This is a genomic window from Nocardia pneumoniae NBRC 100136, from assembly GCF_000308755.1.
GTDB classification, from domain to species: domain Bacteria; phylum Actinomycetota; class Actinomycetes; order Mycobacteriales; family Mycobacteriaceae; genus Nocardia; species Nocardia pneumoniae.
In genome coordinates, this window is record NZ_BAGF01000027.1 from 136,550 (window position 1) to 152,941 (window position 16,392).

Below are 16,392 nucleotides of genomic sequence, written 5' to 3' on the forward strand. Positions count from 1 at the left end.
CCTCCGCTGGCGAAAGCCCCGGCAACAGTGTCAGATGCGGCAGCGCAGCAGGGCTTCGCGGAGGTTGCGGCCGCGGATGTCGTCGAGGACGGCGAGCCCGAGCCGGTTCATCGTGTAACCGAAGCCAAGACCAGTTGCGGGGTCGGCGAATCCGAACGAGCCGCCGAGCCCCGTCGTGCCGTAGGCGCGCTTGTCCGAGCCGAACCGGAACGTGCCGCGCGACTTGCGGAAACCCAGGTGGTAGCGGCTCTTGGTGTGCAGCACCAAGTCGTCGGCCGGGACGTCGTCGGCGGTCTCGGCCGCGGCGAGCCGGTCCAGCAGCGCGTCGTCGATCGGCAGCGCGCCGGTGCGGGCCGCCGCCGCGCCGTAGATCCGGGCCAGCGCGCGGGCGTTGCCGACGCCGTTGTACCCGGGCATCTCCACCTCGAGGAATTCACGGCGCGCCGCCCGTGCCGGGGCTCCGCAGCGCGGATTGGTCAGCGCCGCGTAGGACAGCCCCCGTTTGGCATAGATCTCGGCGCCGATCCGCAGCGGGAGATCGCGTTCGTAGCGCGCAGCGTCCAGGCCGCGGGTGGCCGACAGCGTGGCGATCCGGTCCATGCTCTGCTCGGCGGGCAGGCCGATGAAGAAGTCCAGGCCGAGCGGTGCGGCGATGTCCTCGGCGAAGATGCGCCCGAGCGTGCGGCCCCGCGGGTCCACCCGGCGCAGCAACTCGCCCTGGTAGAGCCCAAGGGTGATCGCGTGGTAGCCGTGCCTGGTGCCCGGCCGCCACGCGGGTTTCTGCGCGGCCAGAAGAGTGGCAAGGCCGTCCAGATCGGCGATCTCGGGCAACCGGACGATGTCGCTCAGGCCCGACAGCCCGGCTTGATGGTCGATCAGTTGACGCACGGTCACCGCGTCCTTGCCGTGCGCGGCGAACTCCGGCCAGTACTTCGCCACCGGCTGCTCGTAGTCGAGCAGGCCCTTGCTCACCGCCGCGGCGACGGTGAACGCCGCCATGCCCTTGCTCGAGGAGAACACCGGCACGATCGTGTCCTGCTCCCACGGCAGCGTGCGCCGCCGATCGCGGAAACCGGCCCACAGGTCCACCACCGGGCGGTCGCCCGCGTAGACCGCGACGGCGGCACCGATCTCGCCGTGCCGGGCGAAGTTGCGGCGGAAGGCCTCGGCGACCGGTCCGAAGCCGGACGCGACGTCACCGTGAACAGTGGGCTTTTCACTCATGGCGACTCGATGGTACTGACGTGGCTCTCGTAGGCTCGCAGGGTGCGATCACTCGAACAAATTCGGGAATGGCCGGTCCGGCACGCGGCGGCGGCGGTGGTCACCGCGGACGGCGAGACCGCGAGCGAGGGCGATGTCGACCGGGTGTTCCCGCTCGCGTCGGTGACCAAGCCGTTGGTCGCCTACGCCGTTCTGGTGGCGGTGGAAGAGGGCGCGGTCGAACTAGACCAGCCCGCCGGGCCGCCCGGAGCCACGGTGCGCCATCTGCTGGCACACACCTCCGGACTCGCGTTCGACACCACCAATGTCCAAGCCGCCCCCGGCGGCAAGCGGATCTATTCCAGTGCGGGCTTCGAGGTCCTCGCGGAGTTCGTCACCGAGCAGACCGGGATCGCGTTCGACGAGTACCTGCGCGACGCGGTGTTCGAGCCGCTGGGGATGACGGCGTCGGTGCTGGCCGGTTCGGCCGGGCACGCCGCACGGTCCACCGCCACGGATCTGTCCCGCTTCGCCGCGGAATTGCTGAATCCGCGGTTGATCTCCGCGCAGACGCACGCCGAGGCCACCTCCGTTCAGTTCCCTGGACTGAATGGTGTGCTGCCCGGCTACGGTTCGCAGCGTCCCAACGACTGGGGACTCGGCTTCGAGATCCGCGACGGGAAGACGCCGCACTGGACCGGTGGCACGAATTCGCCACAAACCTATGGACATTTCGGCCAATCCGGGACATTTTTGTGGGTTGACCCTCGAACGGGTTTGGCGTGTCTCGCCCTGAGCGACGAGAATTTCGGCGACTGGGCGCGAGCGGCCTGGCCACCGCTCAGCGATGCGGTCATCGCGGAGGCGGCAGCCGCGAGCAACACGGCTGTGAAGTAACACGTGTAACTTCGGGCACTCCAGTAGACTCGGGCAACGCCAGTTCGATGAGTCGTTGGGGAAGACGTTCCTCGTCGAAGCTGGAGGTGTTGGTGGTGCGCGCATCGAGTCAGTTCGCGGACGCGACGGCGGGTGTGGTCTACATCCACTCGTCGCCTGCCGCGCTGTGCCCGCATGTCGAGTGGGCGCTGACCTCGGCCCTTGGCGCCCCCGCGAAACTGCGCTGGACCGCGCAACCGGCCGACGGGCAGCTGCGCGCGACCAGCGAATGGATCGGCCCCGTCGGCACCGCCTCCCGGATCGCCCAATCATTGCGCTCTTGGCCGGTGCTGCGTTTCGAGGTGACCGAGGACCCCAGCGACGGCGTGGACGGCGAGCGCTACAGCTTCGTCCCCGGCCTCGGTCTCTGGCACGGTTCCACCAGCGCCAACGGCGACGTCATGATCGGCGAGATGCGGTTGCGCGCCATGCTCCAAGCCACCCGCGAACTCGGCAAGTACTCCGCCTACGACCTGGCCGCCGAAATCGACCGCGCCCTCGGCACCGCCTGGGACGAGGACCTCGAAATCTACCGCTACGGCACGGAATCCGGCGCCGAGGTCACCTGGCTGCGCCGCGACGTGGGGTAGGGTAGCGCGCTATCCGCGCGGGTCGTCGAACTAGCTTGTCCGGCGGCCCATGCACCGCGGCCTGGCCGCCGTGACCGGGTCGCCGACCTGCGCGACCTGTCCGATCAGCACACCTGAGTGCCGCGCATCGGCCGCTTCTCTACGTCCTCTCGGCGGTCACAAGCGCCGAGAATCGAATCGGTTGAAGTCGTCGTCGGCGCCGTATCCGGCTGCACCCCTCTCGCCGCTGGTTCGAAGGATCGAGCGCAGGTCGAATGAAAATCTCACCGCTGTCGACACATTCGGAGCCTTATTCGCGTTTCCGCGGCTTCGGACGAGTGTCGGTGAGTTCTACGATCCATCGGCTGCGGCCTGGTGTGTGTGGCGGCGGCGACATACTCTCGGAAGCATGGAGCACACCGGACAGCGCATCCGGTATTGGCGGAGGCGGCGGGGCGGGATCAGTCAGAAGGTGCTGGCGGATCGTGCTGGGTTGACGCAGGGCTACATCTCCCAGATCGAAAGCGGGCAGCGGGCGCTGGACCGGCGGGCGACTCAGGTCGCGATCGCTCGTGCCCTCAACGTCACTGTCGCGCAGCTTCTCGGGCAACCGGGAGATCCGACGGATCCGGCCAAGGCTGCTGCCACGGCGGCTATTCCGGATATCAGGTCTGCCTACATCGAGATAGCGGTTGGTGAGCGCCGGAAGCCGGAGCGTCCCCGGGAAGCTGTGCGTGAGGCCGTCGAGCGGTCGACGATTCTGCGTAACAACGCGGATTACGCCGCGTTGGCTCCGGGGATGGCCAACCTATTGCGTGATGCTTTCTACTTCGGTGGACCGGAGTTCGTGGAACTGACGTTCAATGCCCGCTTTCTGGTCAAAGGCTTAGGGTTTCAGGACCTTGCGGTGGGTATCGCAGATGCGGGGCTTCGATGCGCCCGGAACCTCGAGCTTCCCGAATGGATCGGGCTGGCGGAGATTTCCAGGCTCAACGCGATGCCGCCGGAGAATGCGGCATTGGCAGGTCGCTTGGCTTTCCGCACCGCGACGGAGATGCAGCCGTTCCTCGGCACGGCCCGTGTGCGTCAGGCATACGGGAATCTGCTGTGCCGTGGTTCGATCGCCAATGCGATTGCAGGGCAGGCGAGTGGCGCATTCGACCTGCTCGAGGAGGCCTACACGGAAGCGCGGTCGCTCGGTGAGACCGAGGACGGGGGATTCGGACTCCTGTGGTTCGGACCGACCAGCGCCGCAATCTGGCATGTATCGGTGGCAAGCGAACTCGGTGATAGCGACACGGCCATCAAGGTGGCGCGCACGGTTGATCCACGGCCGGTTCGGGCCCCTAATCGGGTCGTATATTTCTGGACCGACTATGGCCGCGCCCTGACCACAACGGGCAACGACTCTGAAGCCGTGCGGGCATTTTCGGAGGCCGAAATGGTCGATCCGCAACGTACTCGCATGGACCCGATGGTCCTGGATTCCGTTTCAGCCCTTGCTCGCCGCGCCCGTCGTCAAGCGATCGACGCCCGCCTTCGAAGCTTGGCGCACAGTCTCGGCATCGACCCACACGCGGTATAGCGCTCTGTAATCGTCGCGCTGCGCTCGGGCGGCAGGCTTTTGCCCGGCCCCGCCGTCGGGTCGATGCCGTCTCTCGTCGGCTCCCCGGCGGCGGGTGCTCACCAATACGACGAGCAGGGGAGAGATCGAAATGGACGGTGATGACGGCTGCCCAGCCGTGACTTCGCTCGGGCCGAACGCGTTGGGCCTGATCCGGCGGGCGGTGTCCGGCGACGGCGAGCAGCGAGATGAGTGGACGATTCGGGAACTAGCCGCTGCGCGTGGGTATTTCGTGGCCGAAGTGGTCACGTTCGCGACTGCGGTCAGGACCGCGGCATTGTTGGCGGTCGAGCACATCCGGGTGGCGGACGCTGCTGCGGTGATCGTGCCGGGCTTGGCGCATGTTCAGCCGTTCGCGCGTGCCGTCACCGAGCTATGCGACTTGATCACGCCGGAGCAGACATACCCGCGTGGGTATCGGTGGCCGTCGCTGCTTCCCGTTGATCATCCGTACCGGAGGTTGCCGTGAGTGGGTGGCAGCTGTTGGCGATCGCGGTGGGCGGGGATTCGCTCGCCGCGCTGGTGATCGGGATTGCGGTGTGGCTGTGGCCTGTTCGGCTCCCGGAGGGGCGCAGTGTCGCTGAGATCAAGCAACGAGTACGACGAGAGCGGACGGATATGGACACTGCGGTCTGGCCGATGGGTTTCCCGCATGACGCGCCCGAACATGCGATCAGCGTGGGGGAAGCTCAGATGACGATGCAGCGGCACCGCGCCTGCCGGGTCGGTGAGTGCCCGCGCAAGACGGCTGCCTGGCGGACGCTGGTGGAGGCAGGGCGGATTCGGCCGGATGCGGGTCGGCAACGGTAGATGCCGGTTCACTCCGGTCGGTGGGCGAGGACGGCGAACATGGTGACCGAGAGATGGTAGTCGCCTCTCGCGATGCCCGATTCCATCGCGGCGACCAGATCGACGCGCTCCTGCTCGGTGATCACACCCTCGGCGAGGGCGCCGTCGATCATCTGCGCGAACAGCGGGCGGATTGTTTCCGGATCCCAGATCACCGCCTCCGAGCCCATGTCGTCGATCGCGAAACCGGCACCGGTGAGCAGGCCGCGCAGGCGTCGGCCCGATGTCGGATTCGGGGTGGAGGCGAGCATCACCGTCGACAGGCGGCTGAGCACGTCGGGGTCGCCGGGATGGACGATGGCGGTGTGCCAGTCGCTGTCGACGAGCAGCACACGTCCACCTGGCCGCAGGACCCGGGCGATTTCGGCGGTGGCGGCGGCCGGGTCGTCGAGGTGCTGGTAGACGCGCTCGCACCGCACGACATCGAACGAATCGTCCGGAAACGGCAACTGGTAGGCGGTGCCCTCGATGAAGCGGGCACGCGAGCCAACGGCCTCGGCGCGCGCACGGGCGACGTCGAGCATGGCGGGATTCGGATCGACCCCGACCGCGTCGCCGTCCGGACCGACACGGTCGGCGAATTCCAGCACCTCGCTGCCTGTCCCGGCGCCTATGTCCAGCGCGCGCTCGCCAGCTGCCACGGCCAAGGCCTCGTGCCCCCATCGCCGCATCCGCCGGATGCCGGGTAGCGCAGCCTGAAGGTCCAGAATGCCGACCAGCACCGCCATCGGATCGTCGGCGTGAGCACCGTCTCCGGCGGACCGAGAGTGATCGAAAGCAATCGCGTCCGTATGGAACGACGGGGCAGTGCGGGGCGACGACGCGGGCTGGTTCGGCATGCCCCGACAGTAATCCCGGCGGCAGCAGACGGCTAAGGCTTTGCGGGAGATCGCGACTATGTCGGCGAATCCTCTTGGAGACCAACGAACTTGGATACCATGGAGAAGCGCCCGATCTGCCTTTGTGGGGGTCGACGGAGCCGGGCTGTTCTTGATGCGTCAATCACTGTGATCGAAAAGAGTTGCAGTACGGCACCGCTCTCGGTGCACCAACGTGGGGGAGTCGAGTTGAAGATACGTGCACTGTTGACGTCTGCGGTAGCGATGCTTGCCCTGCACCTTGGGATGGTTTCGAGTCCGCCCGCTCATGCAAGCTTTCCTTGGGCAGCTTGCGGAGTCAGTTCGCCTGCGGACAAGGTGGTTGCAACCTTCGGCGAGTGGAAATTGATGTGCGGGGGCGAGGGCTCAGGTTATCGGCATATCCAGCAGAGGCACATGAGTGAGTGGGAAGGCCTCGCGGCGATCGAAGGCTCCTATCTCGTCAACCGCGCCACCGGAGTGATAGCCAAGACGGTTCAGCCCACTGCGATCGTCAACGACGAAGGCAAGGTCATCACCGCCTACCCGGGTAGGAGCCTGTGGTGGAAAGGTCTGAGCCCAGCTTGGACGAACTCACCGATTCGGTGATTCGTGCCGGTACCGAGTGGGGATATCAGGTAGGCCACGATGAAGCCGGTCGGTTGCAGCTCACATCTATCGGCGAATCGCCGATGGTTCCTCCCCTGAAGTTCAGGTTCACCGACCAGGAACTCCGCGATTACTACTCGCGCCTCGCGGCGAAGGCTGGAACACCCAATGGCGAGAGCACGCCGTGGAAGACGTGGATGGTTTTGATGTCGACTCATCTCAGCGAGGCCGTCTACAAGGCGGGACTGCTGAACCAGCCCTGCGTCATCGTGATCGACAGGGCTGGATTCTGGGCCGAACCGGCGTAGCAGGGAATCGCTCAGAGGCGGAACGCGTCGATCGGCAGGGGAACTGTCGGCATCGAGTCGTCTCCGTGGGCGACGGCGAGCAGGGCGGGGAAGGAAGCGAGCTTGCGCCTTGGTCGTCCCTGGACCGCGCCGAGGTCGCGCTCGGTGCGGTCGATCGCTCTCCACTCGTGCACACCGACGACAGCGGGCTGGCGCTGCCGGACCAGCGCGTCGAGGTCCTGCGGGGTGGCCGCCGGGGTGGGAAGCAAGCCCGCGGAATGGTCGGCGAGGAGTGTGGCGACGGTGTCCAGTGCGCATTTCTTGTTGGCGCCGATGCCTCCGGACGGGCCCCGTTTGATCCAGCCCGCCGTGTAGACGCCGGGGATGGGTTCGCCGGTCCGGTCGTGCAGGACGCGGCCCTGGTGGTTGGGCAGCACACCGCGGTCGTGGTCGAAGGGCAGGCCGGGCAGTGCGGCGCCGCGGTAGCCCACCGCTCGGAGCACCAAGCCGGCCTCGATGGTCTCTTCGATTCCGGTCGAGACAGCGCGCACATCGCCGCCCGGGCCGCGTTCGAGGCGATTGCGAGCCACACGAACCCCGGTGACTCGGTGATCGCCCATGATCTCCACTGGAGAACACAAGTAGCGCAGCATGATACGGCGTGACGCGCCGCGGCGGCGGGTCGCGAGTTCCGCGGCCGCCTGCGCTTTGGCCAGCCCGAGCGGGTCCGATCGAAGTTCGGCGAGCTGGTCGGGGTCCACCGTGACCTCGTCGGAGAACGCGAAGACGTCGGCGTCGTCGAGATCGGTCAGGGCGAGCAGTTCGGGAGTGGTGTACGCGGCCTGCGCGGGACCGCGTCGGCCGAGGACCACGACTTCCTCGATCGCGCTGGCGGCCAGGGCGGCCAGGGCGTGATCGGCCATGTCGGTGGCGGCGAGTTCGGCGGGGTCGGCGACCAGGAGGCGCGCGATGTCGAGGGCGACGTTGCCGTTGCCGACGACGACGGCACGGCGGCAGGAGAGGTCGAACGTGCGGTCGACGAAGTCCGGGTGTCCGTTGTACCAGTTCACGAACTCGGTCGCCGACGCGCTGCCCGGCAGGTCCTCGCCGGGAATCCCTAGGCGGCGGTCACCGGAAGCCCCGTGGGCGTAGACGACGGCGTGGTGTGCCGCGGCCAGTTCGTCGTGGGTGATGTGGGTGCCGACCTCGACGTTGAGCTGGAAGCGGAAGCGTCCGTTGGCGGCGGCACGCTCGAATACCTCGGTGACGGATTTGGTGGACGGGTGGTCGGGGGCCACCCCGCCGCGCACCAGGCCCCACGGCGTGGGCAGCCGGTCGAACATCGTGACCGTCGCGCCCGGGTGCTCGAGCAGCTCGAGTGCGGCATACGCGCCCGCGGGCCCGGAGCCGACCACCGCGACGTGAAGTTCCCCGACCTCGGCCCGCGTGGCAGGCGGCGGGGCGTCGGGGATGCCGGGCGGCAACGGGTTTCGCTGGTAGTAAGCCTCGGCCAGGTCGATGAACCGCGCCGCGGCGGGCGCGGTGTCGCGGGTGATCGCCCCGACCGGGCACTCGGAGACGCAGGCCCCGCAGTCGATGCAGCTGGCCGGGTCGATGTAGAGGGCTTCGGCGGAGGCGAAGCCGGGCTCATCGGGGGTGGGGTGGATGCAGCCGACCGGGCACACCGGCACGCAGGAGGCGTCGTTGCAGCACGACTGGGTGATCACGTGGGGCATGGCGTTCCTTGCTAGCGGGTGTCGGGGAGCGGTTCCACGGTGACCGGGATTCCGTTGAGGGCGGCGTTTCCGCTGACGGTGTCCAGGTGCAGCGGGTCGGTGACATCGTTGGCGCTCGCGCCCGCGACGCGAGCGGCCACCGACAGGCGGCTTTCCGCCGCCGCGTGCCCATACCCGTGGGGCAGGCTGACCGTGCCCGCCATGATGTCGGTGGTCTGCCTGACCTCCACTCGCACGGCGCCGGTGCGCGACCGCAGCACGGCGGGCCCGTCGGCCAGTCCGAGGCGGGCCGCGTCAGAGGGGTGCATGAGCAGATGGTGGCGCTGCGGACCGGCGACGAGGCGGGCGTAGTTGTGCATCCAGGAGTTGTTGGAGCGCAGGTGCCGTCGGCCGATCAACAGCAGTGACCCCGAGTCACCGGGATCTGCTCGCAGATCCGAGCGCAGCGTGTCGAGGGCGTCGGCGATCTGCGGCGGCACGAGATGTAGTCGGCGGTCTGGTGTGCGCAGGCGATGCTCGACGCCTGGGCGCAGCGGGCCAAGGTCCAGCCCGGCCGGGTGGGCGAGCAGTCGGCGCACGCTCAGCCGGTAGCGGCCTGTGCGCAGGAGCAGGTCCACGAGCAGGCGCGGCGGTGTCCGCAGCCGAAGCTCGGTGGCCAGGGCGGGCTTGCTGAGGCGACGGCGCAATACCTGCATCCGGCCGCCGCCGAGATGGCGTTGGTAGGCGGAGCCGAGGTCGCGGAAGATCTCCCAGTCGTGCCGCGCGCCGCGCGGCTTGGGCAGCACGGCGGGTGAGTATTTCGCGGTATTGCGGACCGCGAAGGCCCGGAAGACCAAGTCGTAGTGGTCTCGTTCCAGCGCGCTGGTCGGCGGCAAGATGACGTCGGCGTGGCGAGTGGTCTCGTTGAGGTAGAAGTCCACGGCCACCATGAAGTCGAGGCCGTCGAGCGCGGTGCCGAGTGCGGCTCCGGCAGGCGTGGACAGCACCGGGTTTCCCGCGACCGTCAGCAGTGCGCGGATCTGCCCCTCGCCCGGCGTTGTGATCTCCTCGGCGAGGGCGGCGACCGGAAACTCCCCGGCGAAGGAAGGAAGCCCGCGCACACGGCTGCGGCGGCGGCCGAATTGGCCCGGGTTGAGCAGCCGCGTCATGTCGATGGCCGGGTCGGTGAACAGCGTCCCGCCCTCGCGGCCCAGGTTGCCGGTGATGATGTTGAGCACCTGGATGGCCCAGTGGCACACGGTGCCATGGCGCTGGGTCGAAACGCCGAACCGGCCGTAGCAGGCGGCAGGGCCCGCGTCGGCGAAGGAGAGGGCGAGGCGGGTGATCGTGTCGGCGGGCACGCCGCTGAAACGGCTGGCCGCCTCGGGAGTGAACTCGGCGACCGCGTCTCGGAGCGCATCCACCTCCGCGACGTATTCGGGCAGCCGCGGTGCTCGATCGCGCAGGACGACGTGCACCATGGCCAACAGCACCGCGGCGTCCGTGCCGGGACGGATGAACACGTGCTCATCGGCGTCCGCGGCCGTCTCCGTGCGGCGCGGGTCGATGACGGTGACCCGCCCGCCGCGCTCGCGGATCTCCCGCAGGCGCCGCGCCATGTCCGGCGCGGTCATCAGGCTTCCGTTCGACGCACGCGGGTTGGCGCCGAACATGAGCAGGTGCCGTGTCCGGTCGAGATCCGGCTCCGGCAGCAGGAATTGGTGCCCGTACAGCAGTGCCGAAACGACCTGGTGCGGCAACTGATCGACCGAGGACGCCGAGAAGTGGTTGTGGGTTCGCAGCAGCGAGGTGAACGCGGACCCGTGGGTCATCGCGCCGAGGCTGTGGACCGAAGGGTTGCCCAGGTAGACCGCCACCGCATTCGCGCCGTGGCGCCGACGGGCCTCAGCGAGTCCGCGGGCTGCCGCATCGATCGCCTCGGGCCAGTCCACCTCCACCCATTCCCCATTGATCTTGCGCATCGGCCGCCGCAGCCGGTCGGGGTCGCTGTGCACGTCGGTCATCGCGACGGACTTGGGGCACACGTGGCCGAGGGACAGCGGGTCGTCGCGGTCGCCGCGAACACCGACGGGCTTCCCGCCCTCGATGGTGATCTCGATCCCGCAGATTGCCTCGCACAAGTTGCACGCGGCCTTCGCGATGGTGCCGTCCCCGGCGGTGGAACGGCGTTTCGCTCGCCCCGCCTTGACCAACGCGTCGACGGCTGCCCTGGTCGCGCTCATGGTGTGGTCGCCTCCGCAAGAGATCGGCAAACATAACTTGACGTCATGTTTAGTTTCGACGTGTCTACCATGGACCGCGTGCCCGACGCCACCCCCCTCCGCCGCGAACCGGTTCAGCAGCGCAGCCGCGAGCGCGTCCAGCGGATCCTCGACGCGGCCTTGCGGATCGTGACGACCGAGGGCACCGACGCGGCGACGGTCCGTTCGGTCGCCGAACGCGCCGGTGTCCCGGCCGCCACGGTGTACCAGTTCTTCACCAACCGCGACGCCATCTTCGAGCAGCTGCTCGCCCGCGAACTAGCGCGCCTCGACAGCGAACTGGAGGAGTCCCTCGCCACCGCCCGGCCACACCCGGACATCGCCGCCGCCGTCGAGGCCTTCTTCGTCTTCCACGGCCGCCACTACATGTCCCACCCGGACTTCGTCGCGCTCTACTACGCGTCCCGGCACAACGAGGCTCTGCGCGACGACATCAGAGAACATCTCGCCAGGCTCACCGACGTGCTCCACCGCCACCTGCTTTCCACCGGCCTGCTGGCGCCCGGCACCAGCCGACGTGTCGTCGAGGTGGCGGTGGAGCTGGGCGACCACCTCTTCGAGATGGCTCACCGGCGCGGCGACGAGGGTGACGCGCTGACCGACGAGGGGCGGATCGCCATCACGCGCTACCTGGAGGTCTATGCGGACGCACGGCGGCATGACGAGCCGATCGTGCTCGATGAGGAGGTCGAGGCTTCGGCCGCTCCCCAGAGCGCGCAGGCGTCGCCGTAGCGGCTGCTGGCATCAACGCAAGCGCGCTGCGCGTGGAGAGATTCGGTGCTGCCGCGCCGATCGTCCGGAATTCGTCCCGGTGAAAATAAGGCTCGCGCTGCGTTAGCACATTGTGAGCGCCCCGCTATCGGGGCTGGTCGGTTCAGCCGATCGACGCCCTGAAGTCCGCGCCCTGCTGGAATGCTTGCGCGGACTCGGCGATCTCGACGACGGGGTAGACCTCGTATTCCGCGAAGAAGCCGAATTTGCTCGGACCGTCGGCCAGGTCTATCGGATTGTCGGTCTCGACCACCGCGAATCCGCCCCTGCCGTCGAGGCGGCCCACGAATTGGTGGTACGTCGTGGTGGGGGACGGCTTCCAATTCGCGAACACGTCCAACGCGCGCCGCATGCCGGCTTCATTCTCGGCGGGAGAGCCGTTCCACCGGTACGTCCAGGAAACCACATACTTCATCTCATACTCCTAGGGATGCGCCGAAGTTGCTGGTCTAGTGCGGGTACGCACAGCGGAGCAAGACATACCCGCACGTTTTCGCCGCGCTGTCGAGCGGGTCACGCGGCACAGATCATCGAAGCGGGGATAGGAATCCAGGGGTTCGCGCAGACGCCGACCCACAGCGGGGCATACATGCTCAACATGACGGACTCGACTGGTGTCGATGTCGGCACCGGGTTGTTCGTTGCATGGACAGACCCGGAAGACGCGATAGCCACACCTGAGCCGATAACGATCATCGGTCCAACTAGCACCGTTGCCGCCGCCGCCCGAATTGTGTTCTTTTTCATGGTGTTTTCCTCAGACACTGCTTCCGGACGCCTTCGGCCGTCGCAGGCTTCCAATAGGTGCACACCATCAACTCTGCGCGGCGAACTCGCGGGAGAACATCAACCCCCGGGTCGGAATCTCTCGGACCCGGCCCGAGCGCACGTGCCGGGCCGTCGGCGAAAACAACGCACAGCAGGAGTGGCAGAGGGGATCGAACCCCCGACCGCATGTGATCGGAGGACTTCGGGGAAGTCGCTACCAGCGCACCGCCGAGTCCGCGGCGCGCCGTAACGGAGCACCTGCCTACGCGCCCGCGTATAAGGCGACATGCTCTGGGGGCGTGGCGACGTGTCGAAATTCCTCGCCGCAGTACCTGTACGGGGTTCCGACGCTGCGCGACGATAGGGTTGCTGGTTTTCGACATTCTCGCCGTCGATGGCCTCAGGTAATGGGTGACCGTTTTGTAGAGAGGGTATGACCATGAAAATGCGCGCAGCCCGAATGTACGGGTATAAAGAGCCCTTGCGGCTCGAGGAGATTCCGGTTCCAGATTTCGGGCCGGAGGAGGTACTGGTGAAGGTTGGCGGCGCAGGAATGTGCCGCACCGACTTCCAACTGATCGACGGCTACTTTTCAGCCTCGCTGTCCGCGGACTTCCCGATCACTCCCGGACATGAGATTGCCGGGTGGGTCGACGGAGTCGGCGCCGAGGTGCCCACGTCGGCCGGCTTCGCCGAAGGCGATCAGATCGTCGTCGAGAGCAGCTGGGGCGACGGGGTGTGCCGTCAGTGCCACAACGGAGACGAACAGTTGTGCAGTCGTGGTCAGTGGGCGGGTTTCGGGCCGCACGGTGGGTACCAAGAGTACCTGCCCGTGCACTACCGGCATTTGATTCGGGTCTTGGCAGACGGTGGCCTGTCTCCGGAGAATCTGGCGCCGTTGACCGATGCCGGGCTGACGCCGTACCGCGGACTCAAGAAGCTCAGGGCCGCGGGTGTACTCGGACCCGCTCGCACGGTGGCGGTGATGGGTGTAGGTGGCCTGGGCACCTATGCGACGCAGTACGCGAAGCTGCTCGGCGGCGGAGCGACAGTGGTGGCATTCGCCCGCAGTGACAAAAAACTCGAGGTCGCCAAGGACAACGGTGCCGACCACACGATCAACACCCGAGGGAAAACCGCCGAGGAGGTGCGGGCCGTGCTGGACAGCCTGACCGGGCGGCCGGAAGTCGATGCCGTCATCGAATGTGCGGGAGCCGAAGAGTCCATCCGGCTGGCGTTCGCCCTGCTCGCCATCCAGGGCGCTGTCGCATCGGTCGGCCTTATCGGCAATCGCATCAACATGCCCCTGTTCCCCTTCGTCGCCAGGGATTTCAGCTATTTCGGATCGTTCTGGGGTAATTACAACGACCTCACCGAGGTGCTCGCCCTCGCTGAAGCCGGCCAGATCAAGCACACCGTGACTCCGGTTCGCTTCGACGACATAAACGAGACAATCGACGCCTTGGGCCGCGGCGACATCATCGGACGTGCCGTGATCGTCTACGACCGAGGCTGAAGCATGGTTGAACGTCAGGATCGACGGATCCCGCCGAGCTCCCGGGTGCTTGTTCCAGTATCGGGAAGGCTCCGGGATCGCCTCACCCACGTCGGCACTGGAATGGGGGTCTGGAATGCCACCGTTCATCACTGGCGAACTGGGGCGGGTCCGGGGGCGCGAAGCCTGCCGGGCGGGTTGTGGAGCCTTGGGAGCGCGGGGGTGCAGCCGAGTCAGAGTAGGACGACGCGGATGGGCGCCTTTGTTTGTTCGGCCGCTTTTGCAAGTCGTGCATCGAAGGTGACGAGTGGGGCATCCTGCATGGCGGCGACCGCGAGGTAGGCCGCGTCGTAGACCGAGACGTTATGACGCATTGCCCAAACGGCATGCAGCAGGCTCATGCTCGCTATGAGCATGAGCCTTCTGCGACTGGAGCCGGTGGGCGCAGAGGGGATCGAACCCCCGACCGCTGGTGTGTAAAACCAGTGCTCTACCGCTGAGCTATACGCCCTTGCCGTGACCGGCGGCTTATGAATCTAGCGCGGCGAGCGCTTTCTCCCAAGCCGCCTGGTCACGGGGCTCTCCGGGGCCGTTCATCTCGGCGAAGCGGATGTAGCCTTCGCGGTCGACGACGAACGTGCCTCGGTTGGGGTAGCCGGCTTTCTCGTTGAAGACGCCGTAGGCCTGGGCCACGGCGCCGTGCGGCCAGAAGTCCGACAGCAGCGGGAAGGTGTAGCCCTGTTCGGCTGCCCAGATCTTGTGGGTGGGCGGCGGGCCGACCGAGATCGCCAGGATCTCCGCGTTGTCGTTCTGGAACTTGGGCAGCTCGTCGCGGACCTTGCACAGCTCGCCCTGGCAGATCCCGGTGAACGCGAGCGGGTAGAAGACGATCAGCACGTTCTTCTTCCCGCGGTAGTCCGACAGGCTGACTTCCTGGTTGTTCTGGTCTTTCAGCGTGAAATCCGGCGCGACAGTGCCAACCTCTAACGGCATAGCGAATCCTCCATCGTGTCGGGTTCCACCGGGCGGGCGTGCGACACCGCCCTGGTGGAAACCATAGCGTGGCGGGTCAGCGCTGCTTCGAGGGAGCCTTGGGCTGCACCAGACGGCTACCCGTCCACGCGCCGAGACTGATCGCCGAGGTCTGGGTCAAACCGGCGGTCGGCGCGGATTCGGCGATCTCACTGGGCTCGACATGCCCCGGCTGCCCGGTCTTGGGCGTGAGCACCCAGACGAAACCGTCGTCGGCGAGCGGGCCGATCGCGTCCATCAAGGCATCCACCAGGTCACCATCGCCGTCGCGCCACCACAGCAGCACGACGTCGATCACCTCGTCGGAGTCCTCGTCGACGAGTTCGCCGCCGATCGCGTCCTCGACATCGGCCCGCAGGTCGTCGTCGACGTCTTCGTCCCAGCCCAATTCCTGGACAACCAAGCCGTGTGAAATGCCAAGCTTCTGAGCGTAGTTCTGCGCGTCCGCCGCGGCGACCACGGTGGTGTCCTCCTCAACTCCCGACAGTAGATAGTTGCAAGCGAACATGGTTATGGGCTTCAGCGCAAGCCGATCCGGCGAAATAGCTGCCGAATGTCGTGTTGCGATGGTGTGTCAGGGCGTGCTCAGCGTCTCGGGCAGGAGTCGCGCACGGCGTTGCGCGCGTCGTTCACCCGTTTGCTGGCGTCGTTGAGCGCCGCGACCGGGGCGAGGTAGGTCATGGTGCGCGTTTCGGCGGCCAACGCGCGCGCCGCGTTCACGTACTCGGTGAATTTGGCGGCCAGGTCCGGCGGCAGCGTGTCCCTGGCGCCGTTCACGCCGCTCTCCACCGTGTTCGCCGCGTCCTCGAGGGTCTGGGCGGCCGCGTCCCGCTTGGCGGTGTAGTCGGGCGCGTTCGCATCGTGCGCGTCGACGAACTCGTTGTACCTGGTGACGCCGATGCCCGTGGTGGTGGGGAATTGGCCGCAGTTGTCGGCGATCGCCTTGGCCTGCGCCGCGGCGCGCCGTGAGGAGGTCGCCGCCGCCGACGAGGACGCCGCCTCGGTCTTGTACGCCGCCAGATCGTCGGCGTTCGGGCCTGCGGAGCCCTCCACCCGGTTGGCGCATCCGGCCACGACCACCCCGATCGCGATGGCACCGGTCGCGCACACCATTCCGAACCCGCGTGGGTTCAGCAGCTTCATCGTCCTCCCGCTCCTCACGGCTGCCGCGGCTCATGCTCACCTTGCCTGTCGAACGGTACTGGATTTACGGCTGAGATGATGACCTGGGACGCGCCATCGGCAAGGATGGATGGTGCGCCCGAACCTTTCGTAAACGGGCGGTCCGCCAACCACGCGAACCAGCCCTGGGAACAAGACGCCACAGCATGTCCACCCCCTGTACGAGGAGCAGATTTGACCGACCTGATCCACTCTCCCGCACCGGCGAAATCC

The 16,392-nt window shown here is 67.2% G+C and carries 19 protein-coding genes and 1 tRNA gene; 9 read left to right on the top strand and 11 right to left on the bottom strand.

All coding sequences use genetic code 11. The annotated features are described in order from the left end of the window. Positions 1-30: 30 nt before the first annotated feature. Positions 31-1,224: a serine hydrolase domain-containing protein gene (locus ON34_RS07990; protein ID WP_040776154.1), complete on the bottom strand. Its 1,194-nt coding sequence runs from the start codon at positions 1,222-1,224 to the stop codon at positions 31-33. 42 nt (positions 1,225-1,266) lie between these two features. On the opposite strand from ON34_RS07990, the gene ON34_RS07995 reads away from it, so the two are divergent. The 5 genes from ON34_RS07995 (at position 1,267) to ON34_RS08015 (ending at position 5,142) form a co-directional block, all read left to right on the top strand. After that, on the top strand, positions 1,267-2,100 hold the full coding sequence (locus ON34_RS07995) for a serine hydrolase domain-containing protein (RefSeq protein WP_040776155.1): 834 nt from the start codon (positions 1,267-1,269) through the stop codon (positions 2,098-2,100). A gap of 95 nt (positions 2,101-2,195) precedes the next feature. Beyond that, entirely contained in the window at positions 2,196-2,729 is a 534-nt protein-coding gene (locus tag ON34_RS08000) for a DUF3145 domain-containing protein (RefSeq protein WP_040776582.1), read from the top strand. A gap of 388 nt (positions 2,730-3,117) precedes the next feature. After that, positions 3,118-4,293: a helix-turn-helix domain-containing protein gene (locus ON34_RS08005; protein ID WP_040776158.1), complete on the top strand. Its 1,176-nt coding sequence runs from the start codon at positions 3,118-3,120 to the stop codon at positions 4,291-4,293. Between the two features lie 130 nt (positions 4,294-4,423). Continuing rightward, a complete protein-coding gene (locus tag ON34_RS37435; RefSeq protein WP_245547938.1) occupies positions 4,424-4,801 on the top strand; it encodes a hypothetical protein in 378 nt (125 codons plus the stop codon). Continuing rightward, positions 4,798-5,142, top strand: a complete 345-nt coding sequence (locus tag ON34_RS08015; RefSeq protein ID WP_040776162.1) for a hypothetical protein — start codon at positions 4,798-4,800, stop codon at positions 5,140-5,142. The genes ON34_RS37435 and ON34_RS08015 overlap by 4 nt, the downstream gene beginning before the upstream one ends. An 8-nt stretch (positions 5,143-5,150) precedes the next feature. On the opposite strand, the gene ON34_RS08020 is transcribed toward ON34_RS08015, so the two are convergent. Continuing rightward, on the bottom strand, positions 5,151-6,020 hold the full coding sequence (locus ON34_RS08020; RefSeq protein WP_245547939.1) for a methyltransferase domain-containing protein: 870 nt from the start codon (positions 6,018-6,020) through the stop codon (positions 5,151-5,153). Between the two features lie 435 nt (positions 6,021-6,455). Between ON34_RS08020 and ON34_RS08025 the strand changes: the two genes are divergently transcribed. Both ON34_RS08025 and ON34_RS08030 read left to right on the top strand, forming a co-directional pair. Beyond that, a complete protein-coding gene (locus ON34_RS08025; RefSeq protein WP_040776165.1) occupies positions 6,456-6,647 on the top strand; it encodes a hypothetical protein in 192 nt (63 codons plus the stop codon). Then, on the top strand, positions 6,623-6,955 hold the full coding sequence (locus ON34_RS08030; RefSeq protein ID WP_157172212.1) for a hypothetical protein: 333 nt from the start codon (positions 6,623-6,625) through the stop codon (positions 6,953-6,955). Before ON34_RS08025 ends, ON34_RS08030 begins: the two co-directional genes overlap by 25 nt. 11 nt (positions 6,956-6,966) lie before the next feature. Here ON34_RS08030 and ON34_RS08035 read toward each other — a convergent pair whose 3' ends face one another. Together ON34_RS08035 and ON34_RS08040 are read right to left on the bottom strand one after the other, a co-directional pair. After that, positions 6,967-8,670 (bottom strand): FAD-dependent oxidoreductase, encoded by a 1,704-nt coding sequence (locus ON34_RS08035; RefSeq protein WP_040776171.1) that lies wholly within the window; start codon positions 8,668-8,670, stop codon positions 6,967-6,969. An 11-nt stretch (positions 8,671-8,681) separates the two neighbouring features. After that, positions 8,682-10,892 carry a molybdopterin-dependent oxidoreductase gene (locus tag ON34_RS08040; RefSeq protein ID WP_083889213.1) on the bottom strand — a complete coding sequence of 737 codons (2,211 nt, stop codon included), beginning with the start codon at positions 10,890-10,892 and terminating at the stop codon, positions 8,682-8,684. A 69-nt stretch (positions 10,893-10,961) separates the two neighbouring features. Here ON34_RS08040 and ON34_RS08045 point away from each other — a divergent pair, with 69 nt between their 5' ends. Continuing rightward, positions 10,962-11,663: a TetR/AcrR family transcriptional regulator gene (locus tag ON34_RS08045; RefSeq protein ID WP_051022261.1), complete on the top strand. Its 702-nt coding sequence runs from the start codon at positions 10,962-10,964 to the stop codon at positions 11,661-11,663. A 142-nt stretch (positions 11,664-11,805) separates the two neighbouring features. On the opposite strand, the gene ON34_RS08050 is transcribed toward ON34_RS08045, so the two are convergent. Next, on the bottom strand, positions 11,806-12,117 hold the full coding sequence (locus ON34_RS08050) for a DUF3303 domain-containing protein (protein WP_040776172.1): 312 nt from the start codon (positions 12,115-12,117) through the stop codon (positions 11,806-11,808). A 98-nt stretch (positions 12,118-12,215) separates the two neighbouring features. Then, complete coding sequence (locus ON34_RS35850) at positions 12,216-12,449, bottom strand: hypothetical protein (protein WP_157172214.1); 234 nt, start codon at positions 12,447-12,449, stop codon at positions 12,216-12,218. A 481-nt stretch (positions 12,450-12,930) separates the two neighbouring features. On the opposite strand from ON34_RS35850, the gene ON34_RS08055 reads away from it, so the two are divergent. Next, positions 12,931-13,986 (top strand): NAD(P)-dependent alcohol dehydrogenase, encoded by a 1,056-nt coding sequence (locus ON34_RS08055; protein ID WP_281032440.1) that lies wholly within the window; start codon positions 12,931-12,933, stop codon positions 13,984-13,986. A gap of 212 nt (positions 13,987-14,198) precedes the next feature. On the opposite strand, the gene ON34_RS08060 is transcribed toward ON34_RS08055, so the two are convergent. From ON34_RS08060 to ON34_RS08080, 5 genes are all read right to left on the bottom strand, one after another. Next, positions 14,199-14,366, bottom strand: coding sequence for a type II toxin-antitoxin system VapC family toxin (locus ON34_RS08060; protein ID WP_157172215.1), 168 nt, complete (start codon positions 14,364-14,366; stop codon positions 14,199-14,201). Positions 14,367-14,404: 38 nt separating this feature from the next. Continuing rightward, a tRNA-Val gene (locus tag ON34_RS08065) sits at positions 14,405-14,476 on the bottom strand. A gap of 17 nt (positions 14,477-14,493) precedes the next feature. Beyond that, complete coding sequence (locus ON34_RS08070; protein WP_040776177.1) at positions 14,494-14,958, bottom strand: peroxiredoxin; 465 nt, start codon at positions 14,956-14,958, stop codon at positions 14,494-14,496. A 76-nt stretch (positions 14,959-15,034) separates the two neighbouring features. Continuing rightward, positions 15,035-15,457, bottom strand: a complete 423-nt coding sequence (locus tag ON34_RS08075) for a DUF3052 domain-containing protein (RefSeq protein WP_040776597.1) — start codon at positions 15,455-15,457, stop codon at positions 15,035-15,037. A 125-nt stretch (positions 15,458-15,582) separates the two neighbouring features. Then, on the bottom strand, positions 15,583-16,140 hold the full coding sequence (locus ON34_RS08080; RefSeq protein WP_040776180.1) for an Rv2240c family protein: 558 nt from the start codon (positions 16,138-16,140) through the stop codon (positions 15,583-15,585). Between the last annotated feature and the right edge of the window lie 252 nt (positions 16,141-16,392).